This window comes from Streptomyces sp. NPDC058864 (genome assembly GCF_042742985.1).
In the GTDB taxonomy this organism is placed as follows: domain Bacteria; phylum Actinomycetota; class Actinomycetes; order Streptomycetales; family Streptomycetaceae; genus Actinacidiphila.
In genome coordinates, this window is sequence record NZ_JBHYMQ010000005.1 from 197,857 (window position 1) to 214,627 (window position 16,771).

General features: G+C 73.7%; 17 protein-coding genes. 9 read left to right on the plus strand and 8 right to left on the minus strand.

From position 1 onward, the window contains the following. Positions 1 to 56: 56 nt before the first annotated feature. Positions 57 to 707, minus strand: a complete 651-nt coding sequence (locus ACFW3D_RS06505; RefSeq protein WP_500502054.1) for a DUF4360 domain-containing protein — start codon at positions 705 to 707, stop codon at positions 57 to 59. Between the two features lie 280 nt (positions 708 to 987). On the opposite strand from ACFW3D_RS06505, the gene ACFW3D_RS06510 reads away from it, so the two are divergent. Genes ACFW3D_RS06510 through ACFW3D_RS06520 form a run of 3 tightly spaced genes read left to right on the plus strand, consistent with a single transcriptional unit; the run spans position 988 to position 4,669 of the window. Continuing rightward, the gene (locus ACFW3D_RS06510; RefSeq protein ID WP_500502055.1) at positions 988 to 1,932 is read left to right on the plus strand and encodes an AraC family transcriptional regulator; all 945 of its coding nucleotides are present in this window, start codon (positions 988 to 990) and stop codon (positions 1,930 to 1,932) included. Between the two features lie 17 nt (positions 1,933 to 1,949). Then, a complete protein-coding gene (locus ACFW3D_RS06515; RefSeq protein WP_500502057.1) occupies positions 1,950 to 3,086 on the plus strand; it encodes a site-2 protease family protein in 1,137 nt (378 codons plus the stop codon). Between the two features lie 47 nt (positions 3,087 to 3,133). After that, positions 3,134 to 4,669 carry an ATP-dependent DNA ligase gene (locus tag ACFW3D_RS06520; protein WP_500502058.1) on the plus strand — a complete coding sequence of 512 codons (1,536 nt, stop codon included), beginning with the start codon at positions 3,134 to 3,136 and terminating at the stop codon, positions 4,667 to 4,669. 10 nt (positions 4,670 to 4,679) lie between these two features. On the opposite strand, the gene ACFW3D_RS06525 is transcribed toward ACFW3D_RS06520, so the two are convergent. From ACFW3D_RS06525 to ACFW3D_RS06535, 3 genes are all read right to left on the minus strand, one after another. Then, entirely contained in the window at positions 4,680 to 5,078 is a 399-nt protein-coding gene (locus tag ACFW3D_RS06525; RefSeq protein ID WP_500502060.1) for a hypothetical protein, read from the minus strand. Between the two features lie 181 nt (positions 5,079 to 5,259). Further along, complete coding sequence (locus ACFW3D_RS06530) at positions 5,260 to 5,793, minus strand: O-acetyl-ADP-ribose deacetylase (protein WP_500502062.1); 534 nt, start codon at positions 5,791 to 5,793, stop codon at positions 5,260 to 5,262. A gap of 53 nt (positions 5,794 to 5,846) precedes the next feature. Next, entirely contained in the window at positions 5,847 to 6,692 is an 846-nt protein-coding gene (locus ACFW3D_RS06535) for an NUDIX domain-containing protein (RefSeq protein WP_500502064.1), read from the minus strand. Positions 6,693 to 6,831: 139 nt separating this feature from the next. On the opposite strand from ACFW3D_RS06535, the gene dnaK reads away from it, so the two are divergent. Together dnaK and grpE are read left to right on the plus strand one after the other, a co-directional pair. Beyond that, positions 6,832 to 8,700 (plus strand): molecular chaperone DnaK, encoded by a 1,869-nt coding sequence (gene dnaK / locus ACFW3D_RS06540; protein ID WP_500502065.1) that lies wholly within the window; start codon positions 6,832 to 6,834, stop codon positions 8,698 to 8,700. Continuing rightward, entirely contained in the window at positions 8,697 to 9,392 is a 696-nt protein-coding gene (gene grpE / locus ACFW3D_RS06545) for a nucleotide exchange factor GrpE (protein WP_500502067.1), read from the plus strand. The genes dnaK and grpE overlap by 4 nt, the downstream gene beginning before the upstream one ends. A 21-nt stretch (positions 9,393 to 9,413) precedes the next feature. On the opposite strand, the gene aroQ is transcribed toward grpE, so the two are convergent. The 3 genes from aroQ to ACFW3D_RS06560 form a co-directional block, all read right to left on the minus strand. Next, positions 9,414 to 9,881: a type II 3-dehydroquinate dehydratase gene (aroQ, locus tag ACFW3D_RS06550; RefSeq protein ID WP_500502071.1), complete on the minus strand. Its 468-nt coding sequence runs from the start codon at positions 9,879 to 9,881 to the stop codon at positions 9,414 to 9,416. A 22-nt stretch (positions 9,882 to 9,903) separates the two neighbouring features. Further along, positions 9,904 to 10,665: a pirin family protein gene (locus tag ACFW3D_RS06555; RefSeq protein ID WP_500502073.1), complete on the minus strand. Its 762-nt coding sequence runs from the start codon at positions 10,663 to 10,665 to the stop codon at positions 9,904 to 9,906. Positions 10,666 to 10,726: 61 nt separating this feature from the next. Then, on the minus strand, positions 10,727 to 11,872 hold the full coding sequence (locus ACFW3D_RS06560; RefSeq protein WP_500502075.1) for a helix-turn-helix domain-containing protein: 1,146 nt from the start codon (positions 11,870 to 11,872) through the stop codon (positions 10,727 to 10,729). A 69-nt stretch (positions 11,873 to 11,941) separates the two neighbouring features. On the opposite strand from ACFW3D_RS06560, the gene ACFW3D_RS06565 reads away from it, so the two are divergent. The 3 genes from ACFW3D_RS06565 to ACFW3D_RS06575 are packed head-to-tail and all read left to right on the plus strand — an operon-like array spanning position 11,942 to position 15,642. Continuing rightward, positions 11,942 to 13,699, plus strand: a complete 1,758-nt coding sequence (locus tag ACFW3D_RS06565) for an FAD-dependent oxidoreductase (protein ID WP_500502076.1) — start codon at positions 11,942 to 11,944, stop codon at positions 13,697 to 13,699. A 12-nt stretch (positions 13,700 to 13,711) separates the two neighbouring features. Then, on the plus strand, positions 13,712 to 14,578 hold the full coding sequence (locus ACFW3D_RS06570; RefSeq protein WP_500502078.1) for a dioxygenase family protein: 867 nt from the start codon (positions 13,712 to 13,714) through the stop codon (positions 14,576 to 14,578). Next, complete coding sequence (locus ACFW3D_RS06575; RefSeq protein WP_500502081.1) at positions 14,575 to 15,642, plus strand: maleylacetate reductase; 1,068 nt, start codon at positions 14,575 to 14,577, stop codon at positions 15,640 to 15,642. The genes ACFW3D_RS06570 and ACFW3D_RS06575 overlap by 4 nt, the downstream gene beginning before the upstream one ends. A 252-nt stretch (positions 15,643 to 15,894) precedes the next feature. Here ACFW3D_RS06575 and ACFW3D_RS06580 read toward each other — a convergent pair whose 3' ends face one another. Beyond that, positions 15,895 to 16,086 carry a hypothetical protein gene (locus ACFW3D_RS06580; RefSeq protein ID WP_500502083.1) on the minus strand — a complete coding sequence of 64 codons (192 nt, stop codon included), beginning with the start codon at positions 16,084 to 16,086 and terminating at the stop codon, positions 15,895 to 15,897. A gap of 49 nt (positions 16,087 to 16,135) precedes the next feature. On the opposite strand from ACFW3D_RS06580, the gene ACFW3D_RS06585 reads away from it, so the two are divergent. Then, a complete protein-coding gene (locus tag ACFW3D_RS06585; protein WP_500502085.1) occupies positions 16,136 to 16,591 on the plus strand; it encodes a hypothetical protein in 456 nt (151 codons plus the stop codon). Positions 16,592 to 16,771 lie beyond the last annotated feature (180 nt).

The window sequence follows — 16,771 nt, forward strand, 5'->3', positions numbered from 1 at the left end:
GAACCGGCCGCGGACCGGGCGGCGCGCGCCGCCCGGTCCTGGGCCCGCCGGGGCGCTCACACGCCGGGGCACTCCTTCCACGCCAGGTGGTAGGTGGTCCTGATGCTGCCGTCCGTGGAGTCCATCGTCATGAAGCTCGTGGTCCGCGACGGGTCCGAACTGCCGGCGCTCACCCGCAGTTCGGTGTTGATGTTGAAGTTGCGCAGTTCACCGCAGGGCGCCCAGACCAGCGCGGCGACGTCGACGCTGTCCGTGGACTGCCAGTTGTCGTCGAGCGCGCCGCGGAAGGTGTGACTGATGGCGTTGGTCTCGGGCGAGCCCTGGAAGTAGTAACTGGCCTTCTGCACGCCGGAGGCACCGCGCTCCAGGTGCGCGAAGCCGCGGTAGTCGGCGGAGGCGATCGCGTAGGTGAAGCCCTGCGGCACGTGCACGTTCAGGTTGAGCTGGCAGTTCTTGCGGAAGTCGGTGGGCTTGGAGCCCACGCCCACCTGCGCGACGTAGGCGCTGTACGTGACGGTGAAGGCCTCGTTGTCCGGCGAGACGGCGACGGCGGCGGTACCGGCCGGACAGCCCGAACCGTTGACCGTCGCAACGTCGATGACGATCCGGTCCGGCGGGGGCGGGGTGGCGCCGTCCGGCTCCCAGGCCTGCGGTCCGAGCAGCGAGGCGGCGACCGCACCGCTCATCGCTATCGCACGTAACGTCATGGGGGGATTCCCTTCAGGTCGTTGAGGGATCTGCGACGCCGGGTCGTGCACCCCGTTCGGCGTCGCGTACACGAGACCATGCGTCACCGTTCGCGTACAGAATCCCCACAGGTTTCCCACAGGAATGGCCGACCCCTGCCGCCCCTGACGCGTAAGTGACGTATGGGATCCGGACAGTCACCCGACGTCACCGGGGCTCCGTCGTCCGAGCCGCGCCCGGGTGAGACGCAGCATGGGAAGGAGGGACCGCAGCCATACGCGGACGTCTACGGTGGACGGCATGGACGCACTCTCGGGCCTGCTCGACGGACCCCGTGCGCGGGGTGCCTTCCTGTTGCGCATGGCCATGGAACGGCCATGGTCGGTGCGCGTCGAGGACCGGGCGCCGCTGTGCGTGATGACGGTGGCGCGCGGCGGGGCGTGGATCGTGCCCGAGGACGGCGCACCGGTGCGGCTGCTGCCGGGGGACGTGGCCGTGGCGCGGGGCCCGGCGCCGTACGCGGTCGCCGACCTCCCCTCGACCCCGCCCCACGCGTGGATCCTCCCCGGCGAGGTGTGCCGCACCGCGGACGGCCACGACCTGGCCGACGCGATGGCGCTGGGGGTACGGACCTGGGGCAACCGGGCCGACGGCTGCGACGTCATGCTGGTCGGCACCTACCTGCTGGACGGCGCGGTCGGCCGGCGGCTGCTGGACGCCCTGCCCACGCTGCTGGTGCTCCCGGCGCGGGAGTGGGACAGCCCGCTGCCGGCGCTGCTGGCCGAGGAGATCGTCAGGGACGAGCCGGGTCAGGAGGCGGTGCTCGACCGGCTGCTGGACCTGCTGCTGATCTGCGTACTGCGGACGTGGTTCGCCCGGCGCGGCGAGGCGGCCCCCGCCTGGTACCGGGCCTTCGCCGATCCGGTGGTGGGCCGGGCGCTGCGGCTGCTGCAGAACAACCCGGCCCACCCGTGGACGGTGGCGGGGCTGGCCGCCGAGGCGGGTGTGTCACGGGCCGCGCTGGCCCGGCGCTTCGGCGAGCTGGTGGGCGAGCCGCCGATGGCGTACCTGACCGGCTGGCGGCTGGCGCTCGCCGCCGATCTGCTGCTGGAGCCGGACGCCACGCTCGGCGCCGTCGCGCGCCGGGTCGGCTACGGCAGCCCGTTCGCGCTGAGCGCCGCGTTCAAACGGGTGCGGGGGGTGAGCCCTCAGGAGCACCGGGTCGGTACGGTCCGGGCCGAGTGACACTGGAGAGAGGAGTCATGAACGGTTCGGTCCAGGTCGGACGCGTGTTCGGGGTTCCGCTCCGGATGCACTGGAGCGTCCCCGTCCTCGTCGTGCTGCTCGCCTACGGACTCGGCCGAGAGACGCTGCCCGCCTGGGTCCCGGGCCTGTCGGCCACCCTCTACACGGTCGCGGCGGCGGCGGGCGCGGTCCTGCTGATGGCGAGCCTGCTCGCGCACGAGGTCGCCCACGCGGCGACGGCACGGCGCGAGCACCTGTCGGTCGATGACGTCACCTTGTGGGCCATGGGCGGTATGACGCGCATGGGACGGCCCGGCTCCGCGGGCGCGGCCTTCCTGGTGGCGGTCAGCGGCCCGCTGGCCAGCCTGCTGATCGGCGGCGCCGCGCTGGGCGCGGGTGCCGGTGTGGACGCGGCGGCCCCGCGCTCGCTGCCGGGGGCGCTGCTGATCTGGCTGGGCTGGGCGAACCTGCTGCTCGGCGTCTTCAACCTGCTGCCCGCCGCGCCCCTGGACGGCGGCCGGGTGCTGCAGGCGCTGCTGTGGTGGCGGACCGGGGACCGCGACCGCGCCGACCGGGTCGCCGGGCGCGGCGGCCAGATCCTCGGCTTCCTCTTCGTCGTGGGCGGCTGGCTCGCCTTCGCCCGCGGCGTGGCCGGCGGACTGTGGCTGGCCCTGGTCGGGCTCTTCATGGCGCTCACGGCGGGTGCCGAGCGCCAGCGCGCGGTCGTCAACGCCGCCCTGCGCGGCGTGCGGCTCGCGGACGCCATGTCCGCGCCCGTCGTGACGGCCCCCGACTGGCTGCCGGTGGACCGCTTCATCGACGAGGTCGCGGTGGCGGCCCGCCATTCCACCCTGCCCCTGGTGGACTTCGACGGCCGGCTCAGCGGGGTGGTGCAGTTGCGGCGGCTCACCTCCGTCCCGGCCGGGCGCCGCGCCGACGTGCGGGTCCGCGACGTCGCCGTCCCTCTGTCGCTGACCACCACCGGCACGCCGGAGGAGTTCGTCAACGACGCCCTCGACCGCCTCCGCCCCGGCGCCGGCGGGGTGCGTGTCATCGTCGTCGAGGGCGGCCGGCCCGTCGGCATCGTCACCGGCAGCGACGTCTCCCGGCTCGTGCAGAACCGCCGTATGACGGGCGGACGGCCCCCCGTCTGACCCGCGCGACGGCTGCGCGCGCGGCACGGGCGGTCCAGGATGGAGCCATGTTGCTCGCGGAGCTCGCCCTGACGTCCCGGGAGGTGGCGGCCACGTCCGCCCGGTCGGGGAAGGTGGCGGCGCTGGCACGCCTGCTGCGCACCGCGGAGCCCGACGAGGCGCCCGTGGTGATCACCTACCTGGCGGGCCGGCTGCCCCAGCGGCGCACCGGGGTCGGCTGGAGCACCCTGCGGGAGCGGGTGGAGCCCGCGCCGGCGCCCCGGCTGACCGTGCGCGAGGTCCACGCGACGCTGGACCGGATCGCGGCGGTCACCGGCAAGGGTGCGGCGGCCGAACGCAAGCGGCTGGTGGCGCAGCTGATGGGGGCGGCGACTGAGGAGGAGCAGGCGTTCCTGCTGGGGCTGATCGGCGGCGAGCTGCGCCAGGGGGCACTCGACGCGCTGGCGGTCGAGGGCCTCGCCGTGGCGGCGGGCGCGCCCCCGGAGGAGGTGCGGCGCGCGGTGATGCTGGGCGGTTCGCTCGGCGCCGTGGCGCGGGCGCTGCTGGCCGGGGGCCCGGAGGCACTGGCGGCGTTCCGTCTGGAGGTGGGCCGGCCGGTGCAGCCGATGCTCGCGCAGACCGCGAAGGACGTGGACGACGCCCTGGACCGGCTCGGCCCGTGCGCGCTGGAGGAGAAGCTGGACGGCATCCGCGTCCAGGTCCACCGCAAGGGCGCGGACGTACGCGTGTACACCCGCACGCTGGACGAGATCACCGGCCGGCTGCCGGAAGTCGTCTCCGCGGCAAGGGAGTTGGCCGTGACGGAGGCCGTGCTCGACGGTGAGGTCATCTCCTTCGGCGAGGACGGCCGCCCCCGCGCCTTCCAGGAGACCTCCTCCCGGGTGGGTTCGCGCCTGGACGTCGCGGCAGCCCGGGAGTCGCTGCCCGTGGCGCCCGTCTTCTTCGACCTGCTGTCGGTCGACGGCCGCGACCTGCTGGAGATGTCCACGGCCGCGCGCCACGAGGAACTGGCCCGGGTCGCGCCGGCGCCGCGCCGGGTACGCCGGCTGGTGGCCGCCGAACCCGGCGACCCGGCCGTCCGGCAGGCGGCCCGCGACTTCGCGGAACAGGTGCTGGAACGCGGCCACGAGGGGATCGTGGCCAAGGCGCTGGACGCCCCGTACAGCGCCGGGCGGCGCGGTGCGGCCTGGCTCAAGGTGAAGCCGGTGCACACCCTCGACCTGGTGGTCCTCGCCGCCGAGTGGGGCCACGGCAGGCGCACCGGCAAGCTGTCCAACCTCCACCTCGGCGCCCGCCGCCCCGACGGCACCTTCGCGATGCTGGGCAAGACCTTCAAGGGCCTGACCGACGCGATGCTCGTCTGGCAGACCGAACGCCTGCGGGAGCTGGCCGTCAGCGACGACGGATGGGTGGTCCGGGTCCGCCCGGAACTCGTCGTGGAGATCGCCTTCGACGGCCTGCAGCGCTCCACCCGCTACCCCGCGGGCGTCACGCTCCGCTTCGCCCGCGTCCTGCGCTACCGCGAGGACAAGACGGCCGCCGAGGCGGACACCGTCGACGCGGTGCTGGCGCTGCGGCGCTGAGCGGCGGGGCTCACGCCGTCCCCCTCGGCCCGCACAGGGTGGCCACCGGGGCGAGCCGCTCGACCAGTTCGTCGAGGGCGGCGTCCACCTGCTCCCGCTGGGCGCGGCTCAGCCGGAGCAGCTGTGCCGACCCGCCGTCCGAGGTGAACGCGTCGAGGGTGGCCTGCTCGGGGCCCGGCTCCCGGTCGGCTTCCCGGGTGCCGTCGAGGTTCGCGCGGGCGGTGCCGAGGGTTTCGCCGCCGAAGTCGGTCCGTCCGGTCAGCTCGAACTGCACGGTGCTCTCCAGGATCTCGTGTGCCCGCGGCCCCGGTGGAGCCGGGCCGGGTCCATGCGGGCCTGCGACGTCGTCGCGCAGTCCCGTCACCGCGGCGACCAGGGCCTCCCCCGGGCTCGTACGGTGCGTGACCACCCCATGCTAGGCGGGGCGTCCGGGCCCGGACCTTTCCCAGAGGAATCGATGACCAAGTGTTCGGCCCCGGTTAACCCGCGCCACGCGCCGGACGGCCCGGAAGGGGCGGGCACACGTGCCGCACGGCCGCCCCGGGGTCTCCCGCGTCCCGCAGCCGGCGGCCGGCACCTGGCAGCCCGCATCACTGCCCGCCGGACCCTGCCGCCCCGGGCAGTTGCGCCGCGAACGCGGCGTAGGCGGTCTCGTCGAAGAGGACGAAGCGGACCTCCTCGACCCCCGTGTCGGTGTCCTGGACGGTGGCCACGGCGATGCGCGCGGCGTCCTCGACGGGCCAGCGGTAGACGCCGGTTGAGATCGCGGGGAAGGCGACCGTCTTCGCGCCGACCTCGTCGGCGACGCGCAGTGCCTCGCGGTGGCAGGAGGCGAGCAGTTCGGAGCGGTCCTCGGCGGCGCTGTGCACCGGGCCGACGGTGTGGATCACCCAGCGGGCGGGGAGCCGGCCGGCGGTGGTGGCGACGGCCTGCCCGGTGGGCAGGCCGCGCCCGTACCGCGAGGCGCGCAGCGCACGGCATTCCTCGAGGATCTCCGGACCGCCGCGGCGGTGGATGGCGCCGTCGACGCCGCCGCCCCCGAGCAACGAGGAGTTGGCGGCGTTGACGACGGCGTCGACGGACTGCTGCGTGATGTCGCCCCTGACCAGGGTGATGCGTGCCATACGGGCGATCCTGCCACTGCCGGCGCCCGGTCGCCCGGGGGTTTCCGCGGCGGTCACCAGTCGCAGGGCACCCGCAGGTCGAGCAGCGAGTCGCAGAATTCGGCGGGGGGTTGCGGCCAGCCCTCGCGGTACCAGTGCGCGATGCGCCAGCCCAGCCGCTTGGGCCACAGCGGCAGGTGCCGCAGGTCCTGGACGGGGACCCAGACGGGGGCGGCCGCCTCCTCGAGGTCGAGGGAGGCGCGCGGGCCGATCTCGCCGTGCGCCTCGACGAGGAAGTAGTGCCCGGGGTGCGAGCCGCGGTGGACCCGGTTCACCCGGGCGATCTCCTGCCCGAGGGTGCCGCTCAGCCCGGTCTCCTCCGCGAGCTCGCGCAGGACGGCCGTCTCGGGGGTCTCCCCCGGCTCGACCCCGCCCCCGGGGATCTCGTAGTACTCCCCGCGCCGGTGGCGGTTGCGTATCAGCAGCATGCGCCCGTCGCGGATGATCACCGCGCCGGCCCGCGTCCGCCGGGGCGGCCGGCCCAGCGGGTCCTCCAGCACCAGGCGGCCCCGCCACCAGGGCGGTCCGTCCCAGGAGCGCAGGATGGCCTCCCACGCCGTCCAGGGCGCGAGCGGCAGGTGCAGGGCCTCGGCCCGGCTGAGCAGCCGGGCGTCCGCGGGACCGGGCGGCGCCGGTACGGCGGCCCGGTAGTACAGATGGGTGCCGCCGGTCGCGCGCACCTCCAGGCAGGGCCGGGGGTCGGTGCGGACGTCGACACCGAGGATCTCGCGGGCGGCCTCACGGGCGGTCCCCGCGGGGTCGCCGCGTGACGGGACGGGGGCCCGGGGCAGGCTCAGGTCGCTGTGTACGGCGAGGTGTTGGTCGTGGAAGAGGATCACTCCCGCATGCAGTGAGGACATCCCGCCGACGCTAGCAGCGCCCGCCGTGCGGGCCCGGCGATTATTCCGGGACATTGCACGGCGGCCCGCGGTACGCGCCGCGGCCGTCTGGTGGTCGGCCCCGGCGCGTCGCACCCTGGAGGGGAGGAGGCGAGCTGACATGACACGTCCGGTCGGTATTGACCTCGGCACCACCAACTCGGTGGTCTGCGCTCTGGAGGGCGGTGAGCCCACCGTCATCACCAACACGGAGGGTGCGCGGACCACACCTTCGGTGGTGGCCTTCAGCAAGGGCGGCGAGGTCCTCGTCGGCGAGATCGCCAAGCGCCAGGCCGTGACCAACGTGGAGCGGACCGCCCGCTCGGTCAAGCGGCACATGGGCGACCCCGACTGGCGGTTCCCCGAGTCCGGCACCATCGACGGCAAGCGCTACACGGCCCAGGAGATCTCGGCCCGGGTACTGCAGAAACTGAAGCGGGACGCGGAGGCGTACCTGGGCGAGGACGTGACGGACGCGGTGATCACGGTGCCCGCGTACTTCGACGACGTCCAGCGCACCGCGACCAAGGAGGCCGGGGAGATCGCCGGCCTGAACGTGCTGCGGATCATCAACGAGCCCACCGCCGCCGCCCTGGCGTACGGCCTGGACAAGGAGAACGACCAGACGATCCTCGTCTTCGACCTGGGCGGCGGCACCTTCGACGTGTCCCTGCTGGACATCGGAGAGGGCGTGGTCGAGGTCAAGGCCACCAACGGCGACACGGAGCTGGGCGGCGACGACTGGGACCAGCGGATCGTCGACCACCTCGTGGAGCGCTTCAAGAACGCCTACGGGCTGGACCTGGCCAAGGACAAGATGGCGCTGCAGCGGCTGCGCGAGGCCGCCGAGCGGGCGAAGATCGAGCTGTCCTCGTCCACCGAGACGACGATCAACCTGCCCTACATCACGGCGTCCGCCGAGGGCCCGCTCCACCTGGACGAGAAGCTCACCCGCGCCCAGTTCCAGCAGCTGACCGCGGACCTGCTGGAGCGCTGCAAGGGGCCCTTCCACCAGGCGGTGAAGGACGCGCGGATCAACGTCGCCGACGTCGACCACGTGATCCTGGTGGGCGGCTCGACCCGGATGCCGGCGGTGACGGAGCTGGTCAAGTCGCTGACCGGCAAGGAGCCGCACAAGGGCGTCAACCCGGACGAGGTCGTGGCGATCGGCGCCAGCCTCCAGGCGGGCGTGCTCAAGGGCGAGGTCAAGGACGTCCTGCTGCTGGACGTCACCCCGCTGTCCCTCGGCATCGAGACCAAGGGCGGCATCATGACCAAGCTGATCGAGCGCAACACGACCATCCCCACGCGGCGCTCGGAGATCTTCACCACGGCGGAGGACAACCAGCCGTCGGTGCAGATCCAGGTCTTCCAGGGCGAACGTGAGATCGCGGCGTACAACAAGAAGCTCGGGGTGTTCGAGCTGACCGGGCTGCCCCCGGCGCCGCGTGGCATCCCGCAGATCGAGGTCTCCTTCGACATCGACGCCAACGGCATCATGCACGTCACCGCGAAGGACCTCGGCACCGGCAAGGAACAGAAGATGACCGTGACCGGCGGCTCCGGGCTGCCGAAGAGCGACATCGACCGGATGATGCGCGAGGCCGAGCAGTACGCGGAGGAGGACCACAAGCGCCGCGAGGAGGCCGAGACCCGCAACAACGCGGAGAGCCTGGTCTACTCCACCGAGAAGCTGCTGCGGGACAACCCCGACAAGGTCCCGGGTGACCTGAAGTCGGAGGTCGAGTCGGCGGTGGCGGAGCTGAAGGAGCAACTGAAGGGCGACGACTCGGCCGGCATCCGCCGGGCGACCGAGCATCTGACCGCCTCGGCGCAGAAGATCGGCACCGCGATGTACGCACAGGCCCAGGCGGAACGGTCCGCGTCGGGCGAGGGCGGGGCGCCGCACACGGCACCGCCGGAGGGCGACGAGGACGTGGTGGACGCCGAGATCGTCGACGACGACAAGCGGGAGGGAGGCACGGCGTGAACCGCGCCGGTCCGCCTCCGGACGGCGGGCTGAGGGCCCGGCTCGTCGAACGCACGGCGGACCTGCAGCGTCTCAAGGCCGAGTACGACAACTACCGCAAGCGGGTGCACCGGGACCGGCTGGCGGTGCGGGAGGCCGCCGTCGCGAACGTGCTGCAGGGGCTGCTGCCGGTGCTGGACGCCGTGGACCGGGCGCGGGAGCTCGGCGAGGTGACCGGTGGCTTCCGCGCCGTGGTCGAGGTGCTGGAGACGAGGCTGGCGGAGCTGGGGCTGCGGTCCTTCGGCGAGCCGGGCGAGCCCTTCGACCCGGCGCGTCACGAGGCCGTCGGCTCCTCGTGCGGCTCCGGCGCGGACCGCCTGGTCTGCGGTGAGGTCGTACGGTCCGGCTACCGGGTCGGGGCGCACCTGTTGCGGCCCGCGGAGGTGGTGGTCGGCGGACCTGCGGGGGTACCGGCCCGGGTGCACCCTGGAGGCATGGAGACAACCCACAAGGTCGACGTGGCGCCGCTCGGGTCCGACCACCGTTACCGCCGGGTGCACATCCGCGGGGTGGGGTGGGAGGAGCTGGAGCGGGAGGAGTTCGAGCTGCGGGTGCGCCGCGCCTTCCCGGACATCGACGTGGCGGACCCGGATCAGGTGCACTGGGCCGACCACCCCGGCGAGTGGCCTGACTGGCAGCCGGGCGAGGCCTGAGCGCGCGGGTCCGGCTCCGGCTCAGCGGGCGCCGGCGTCCAGCAGCGCGGCGATCCGCTCGACGGCGAAGGCGTAGCCCTGGACGCCGCAGCCCGCGATCACGGCGTCGGCCCGCGCCGAGACGTAGCTGTGGTGCCGGAAGGCCTCGCGCCGGTGGATGTTGGAGATGTGCACCTCGACGACGGGCAGGCCGTCGCAGGCGTTCAGGGCGTCCAGGATCGCCACCGAGGTGTGGGAGTAGGCGCCGGGGTTGATCACGACGCCCGCGTGGTGTTCGCGGGCCTCGTGGATCCAGTCGATCAGCTGTCCCTCGTGGTTGCTCTGCCGGCAGTCGGCGGTCCCGCCGTGCCGCTCCGCCGTCGCGGAGCACAGGGCCTCGACGTCGGCGAGGGTCTCGGAGCCGTAGATCTCGGGCTGCCGCCGGCCGAGCAGGTTGAGGTTGGGACCGTTGAGGACCATGATCGGCGCGCTCGCGAGGGTGCGGGTCATGGCCCCAAGGTCTACCACGTGATCACCCGAAGGTGACGGCGGCGTCCATCTCCCAGACCAGCACCTCGGCACCCTCGGCGCCGGCCGTGAGCCGCTGGCCCTCGGCCCCGGTGACGCGTACGGCGTCGCCCTTGGCGAGGAGACCCGCGCCCTCGAGGGCGACCTCGCCCTTGGCGACGTACAGGTGCACGAAGGGGGCGGTGGGCAGGGCGAGGGTCGCTTGCGGGGTCATGCGGGCGGCCTGCAGGGCGGCGTGCTTCTGCGCGATGGAGATGGCGCGCTCGTCGCGGTCGCGGTCCATCCCGGAGGCGACGGTGACCCAGCCGCCGCGGGCGAGTTCGTCGTTGATGTCGAGCTGCTCGTAGCCCGGCTTGATGCCCTGCTCGTCGGGGAAGACCCACATCTGCACGAAGTGCACGGGCTCCTTGTGCTCGGGCGCGCCGGTCAGCTTCCAGCTGTCGTTCTTCTCGCTGTGGAGGATGCCGGTGCCCGCGCTCATCCGCTGGGCGAGGCCCGGGTAGATCACGCCGTTGTGGCCCTCGGAGTCCTGGTGGACCAGCCCGCCGTCGAGCACCCAGGTGACGATCTCCATGTCCCGGTGCGGGTGGGTGTCGAAGCCGGTACCGGGGGCGACGACGTCGTCGTTGGAGACCAGCAGCAGCCCGAAGTGGGTGTTCTTGGGGTCGTAGTGGTGGCTGAAGGAGAAGCAGTGGTGCGAGTCGAGCCAGCCGGCGCGGGTGTGGAACCGCTGGCCGGCGCGGCGGACATCCAGCTGGGGGGCCATCGGGGATCTCCTTCTGCGGGGTGTGGTGCCTGTCTGCCAACCTAACATGTTGAATCTCGAACTATATTCCCTGGATGCCGTAGCTCCGCAGCTTGCGGTAGACCGTGGCCCGCGCGATGCCCAGCGCCTTCGCCGCACGCGCCTTGTTGCCCCCGTGGGTGCGCAGCGCCTCGATGATCGCGTCCCGCTCGGCCCGCTCCAGGCTGCCGAGAAGCCGGCCGCCGGCCCCGCCGCGCACGGCGTCCGGCAGCTCCTCCGGACGCACCGGACCGCTGAGCCGTCGCTCCTCCGCGAGGGTCCGCACGACCGTCGCCAGCTCGGCGACGTTGCCCGGCCAGGTGTGCCGCTCCAGGGTGCGCCGGGCCTCGACGGTCCAGGTCAGCGGCGGGTGGCCGGGCGCCGGCCGGGGGCAGAGGGCGGCCAGCAGCACCGGGAGGTCCTCGGGGCGCTCACGCAGCGGCGGTACGGACACCGAGCGCGCCGCCAGCCGGCCCAGCAGACGGTCCAGGCACGCGCCCGTACGGTCCCCGGGGGTGTGGGTGGCGGTCAGCCGCAGGAAGGGGCGCTGTTCGAGGAGCGCCACCAGCGCCGCGGCGGCGCCCGCGTCCAGCGCCTCGACGTGGCGGACGAGCACCCGGCCCGGCGCGGGGCGCACGGCCGTCCGCCGCACCCAGTCACGGGCCGCGGCACCGGTGACCTGTGCCGCGTCGAGCTCCACGTCGCCGCCCCGGACGGCCCGGGCCAGCGTCGTCTTGCCCGTGCCGGGCTCCCCGGACACCAGCAGGGGCCCCTGCTCGCTCCCGAGCCGTACCGCGCGGGCCACCGCCGCGCGCCAGGACAGGGACGCACCCACCAGCCCCGGCAGCCTCGGCTCCGGCACGGCCGGCAGCGCGCCGGCCCCGTCCGCCGGGGCGGACAGCACGGCGACGGCGCCGATGACCTCGCCGGAGTCCAGGACGGGGTTGAGCCGGGCGCGCCAGCCGCCGTCCGGCAGGGGCAGCTCGTAGCCCTCGGTCCGGCCGTCGCGCACCATGCCGCCGGCCCGCCGCTCCAGCAGTGCCAGCGCCTCGTCGGACAGTCGTCGCGCGGCCTCGACGCTCACGATCCGCGTCCTGCCGTCTGCCGCGACGACCGCCCGGCCGTTCGGCCGCTCGCGCAGATAGGCGCCGAGCAGCAGCTCTTCGGGGGATGTATCGGATTGAGACACGCCGGCGGTCTCCCTCTGATCCACGATCGGTTCGTTGCCATTTCAATTATCCGTCAAGGAGCCGCGTTGATGGAGACCGTCGAAACCGATGTGCTCATCGTGGGCAGTGGACCGGCCGGGGCGAGCGCCGCACTCGCACTGAGCACGTACGGGGTGCCGAACATCGTGGTCACGCGCTACGGCAGGCTGGCCGACACCCCGCGGGCGCACATCACCAACCAGCGCACCATGGAGGTGCTGCGGGACCTCGGCGTCGAGCAGGAGGTCGTCGCCAGGGCGACCCCCCAGCAGCTCATGGGGAACACCGTCTTCTGCACCAGCCTCGCGGGCGAGGAGCTGGGGCGGTTGCGTTCCTGGGGCAACGACCCGCTGGTCCAGGCCGAGCACGACCTCGCCAGCCCCAGCCGCATGTGCGACATGCCGCAGCACCGCATGGAACCGGTGCTGGTCGAGGCGGCCGTCGCACGCGGCACGCAACTGCGCTACGGCACCGTCTACAAGTCCTTCGAGCAGGACGACGACGGCGTGACCGTCCTCGTCGAGGACCGGCTGCGCGGCGACGAGTACACGATCCGCGCCAAGTACCTGATCGGCGCCGACGGCGGACGCAGCCAGGTCGCCGAGGACGCCGGACTGCCGATGGCCGGGGCGATGGGCGTGGCGGGCAGCGTCAACATCGTCTTCGACGCCGACCTCAGCCGCTACGTCGCCCACCGCCCCAGCACCCTGTACTGGGTGCTCACCCCCGGCGCGACGGTCGGCGGCATCGGCGCGGGCCTGGTCCGCAACGTCCGGCCCTGGAACGAGTGGCTCATCGTGTGGGGCTACGACGTCAAGGGGGAGCCCCCGGACCTCACCGAGGAGTACGCGCTGTCGGTGGTCCGCAAGCTCGTCGGCGACGACGAGATCCCGGTCACGATCCGCTCCACCTCGGCCTGGACGGTCAACGAGATGTACGCGGAGACCTACTCCAACGGCCGGGTCTTCTGCGCGGGCGACGCCACCCACCGGCACCCGCCGTCCAACGGGCTGGGTTCCAACACCTCCATCCAGGACTCCTACAACCTGGCCTGGAAGCTGAAGCTGGTCCTCGACGGCACCGCCGCGCCCTCCCTGCTGGACACCTACACCGCCGAGCGGGCTCCGGTCGGCAGGCAGATCGTCACCCGCGCCAACAAGTCGATCGGCGAGACCGCCCCGGTCTTCGAGGCCCTGGACCTGCTCGCCCCGCAGAGCCCCGAGCAGCTGCTCGCCAACATGGAGTCCCGCAAGGACGCGACCCCGGCCGGCGAGAAGCGGCGCGCCCGGCTGCGCGAGGCGATCGACTTCAAGCGCTACGAGTTCAACGCGCACGGCGTGGAGCTCAACCAGCGCTACGCCTCGGCCGCGGTCGTCCCGGACGGCACCGCCGACCCGGGCTTCGACCGCGACCCCGAGCTGTACCACCAGCCGAGCAGCCGCCCCGGCGCCAAGCTGCCGCACGCCTGGCTCACGGCGGGCACCCGCACGCTGTCCACCCTCGACCTCGGCGGCGGGGGCCGGTTCACGCTGCTGACCGGCATCGGCGGCGAGGCGTGGGTGGCGGCGGCCCGGGCGGCCGGCGCCGAGCTCGGGCTGGACATCGCGACCGCGGTGGTCGGCCCCGGGCGCGAGTACGAGGACCCGTACGGCGACTGGGCGCGGCTGCGCGGCATCGGCGACACGGGCGCGCTGCTCGTGCGGCCGGACCTGTACATCGCGTTCCGGCGCGCCGAAGGGGCCGCCGACGACGCCGAGGCGCAAGCCGTGCTCGGCGCTGCGCTGCGGCGCATCCTGGGACGGGACTGACGAGGAGAGACCATGGACTTCACCGAACAGAGCGCGACCCCTGCCGTCGTCGAGAGCTTCGCGGGAACGCCCGACCCGCGGCTGCGGGAGATCCTCGGCAGCATGACCCGGCACCTCCACGACTTCGTCCGGGACGTCGAGCCCACGATGGAGGAGTGGGAGGCGGCGATCGGCTTCCTCACCCGCACCGGCCAGGCGTGCACCGACACCCGGCAGGAGTTCATCCTGCTGTCCGACGTGCTCGGCGTGTCGATGCTGGTCGAGACGATCAACCAGCGGAAGTCGGCCGGGGAGGGGGCCACCGACTCCACCGTGCTGGGCCCGTTCCACATGGTCGACTCCCCCGCGCGGGAGTTCGGCGACGCCATCGACATGATCGGCTCGGGCGAGCCCTCCGTCGTCACCGGGCGCGTGGTCTCCGTGGACGGCACGCCGCTGCCGGGCGCGGCGGTGGACGTCTGGCAGGCCGACGAACACGGCTTCTACGACGTCCAGCAGCCGGGCGAGCAGCCCACGGGCAACGGACGCGGGCTGTTCGAGACCGACGAGGAGGGCCGCTTCCGGTTCCGCACCGTCGTGCCCGCGCACTACCCGATCCCGACCGACGGCCCGGTCGGCGAACTGCTGAACACCACGGCGCGCCATCCCTACCGGCCCGCGCACATCCACTTCATCGCCGCCGCCGCGGGCCATCAGCCCGTCACCACCCACGTGTTCGTCCAGGACAGTCCCTACCTGGAGTCGGACGCGGTCTTCGCGGTGAAGAAGAGCCTGGTCCAGGAGTTCACCGAGGTGGACGACCCGGAGCGGGCGGCCGCGTACGGCGTGGCCAACCCCTTCCGGCTGGCGAACTTCGACATCGTGCTGCAGCGCTCATGAGCCTGGAGTTCGTCCACGAGGCGCTGCCGATGAGGGTCGTCTTCCGCGCCGGGGCCGCCGGCACGGCCGTGGCCGAGGAGACCGAACGCCTCGGGCTGCGCCGCGTGCTGGTGCTCAGCGGCCGGCACGGCGAGGACACCGCGCGATCCGTCGCCGCGTCCCTCGGTGCGGCCTGCGCGGGCGTCCACCCGGGCGCGGTGATGCACGTGCCGGTGAAGGTGGCCGACGAGGCCGTCGCCGTGGCCCGGGACCTGGCGGCCGACGGGTTGGTCGCGGTCGGCGGCGGCTCGGCGGTCGGCCTGGGCAAGGCGGTCGCGCTGCGCACCGGGCTGCCGCTGCTGGCCGTGCCGACGACCTACTCCGGCTCCGAGATGACCCCGGTGTGGGGCCTCACGGAGGACGGCGTCAAACGCACCGGCCGCGACCGCCGCGTCCTGCCGCGCAGCGTCGTCTACGACCCGGAGCTCACCCTGTCGATGCCGCCGGCGCTGTCCGGCACCAGCGGCGTCAACGCCCTCGCCCACGCGGTCGAGGCGCTGTACGCCCCCGACGCCACCCCGATCGTGTCGCTGATGGCCGAGGAGGGCGTGCGCGCCCTGGCGGAGGCGCTGCCCCGGGTCGTCGCCGATCCGGGCGGCCTCGACGCGCGCGGCCGGGCCCTGTACGGGGCCTGGCTGTGCGGGGCGTGCCTCGGGGCCACCACGATGGGGCTCCACCACAAGCTGGCCCATGTGCTCGGCGGCGCCTTCGACCTGCCGCACTCCGCGACCCACACGGTGCTGCTGCCGTACGTCCTCGCCTTCAACGCCCCGGCCGCGCCGGGCGCGACGGCCGCGCTGCGCCGGGCGCTGGCCACCGAGGACCCGGCGCGCGCACTGTGGGAGCTCGGCGGGCGGCTCGGCGCGCCGCGTTCACTGGCCGAGGTCGGCCTGAGGGCCGACGGCATCGAACGCGTCGTGGAACTGGTCGGCGCGGCCTCGTACGCCAACCCGCGCCCGGCGGACGCGGACGAACTGCGCACGCTGCTGACGGCGGCGTACGAGGGCGCACCGCCGACGGGCTGACCGGTCCCGCCGGTGCGGGACGGCCGGGCGCGGGACGGGGCCCTCCGGGCCGGGCCGCCCGGCCCCCGCACCGGCGCTGCCTGGACGCCCGACCGGAATCCCGCGAACGGCAGTCCAAATTCCGGCTCGAATGCATTTCCGGTGCACGTGCGAACACCGTTGCGCCTTTCGGTCGCACGACCGAGCGCATTCCCCCTCGGCAACCCCGGAATTCCGGGCGGGGCCCGTCCGCCACCGGCGCACGGGAGTCCCTCAGCTCCGGCGCCGCGTCTCCCGGTCCGCCGCCGCGGGCGGGCCGCCGCCGTAGTCCAGCCGCTCCGCCGTCCTGACCAGCCGGTCCAGCGCGGCACCGTCCCGGGGCCCGCCGTGCAGGGCGCGGCGGGCCCGCGCCGCAACGCCGCACAGGTGTACGGAAAACAGGCGTTTCGCGTTCCAAAACGCCATCCCCCGCCACCCCTTCCGCCGGTTAGAAATATCTACCAAGGTTGAGCGTATGAGAAATGCGGCACCGAAACAGGCAATGGAGTGGCTGGCCGCCGCCGCGGCGGATCCGCGGGCGTGCAAGCGGGAATGGGAACACGGCGAGAGCGGGACGGTCCTGCTGCCCGCCGGACGTTTCTGGGACGTGCTGAGCGTGCCCGAGGACCTCGGCGTGCTGGCGCTCGACGCGCTGCTGCGCCTCCCCCGCACGGAGCCCGGCCCCACCCTCGCCGACACGGCCTCCCGCCGGGTCGGCTTCTTCCTCCCGCCCGACCCCGTCAGCAGATGGGTGGGCACCGGAATCCGTTACGCCGGCCGGGGCGCCTGGATCGCGGTCCCGCCCCCGTACCGGGCCGCGGGGGCCCTGCGGTGGCTGGTACCCCCCGACGGAACGGGCACCCTGCACACGGCTACATCGGTCGAACTGGCCCTGTTCCAGGCGGCAGTGACGGCAGAGTGCCGCCGCTGAACCCGGTCGGGCGCGGTACGTCCGCCCCCGCGGGTCCGGGGACGGCGCGCCCGCGGGCCCGCCAGTCGGCCAGGAGTTCCGTGTAGATCGGCGGGTCCATCCAGTAGGCGCCGGTGAGTTCGGCGAAGGTCCGGTGGTGCTCCGGATGGCCCTGGAGAAGGCATCCACGGGTCGAGGATG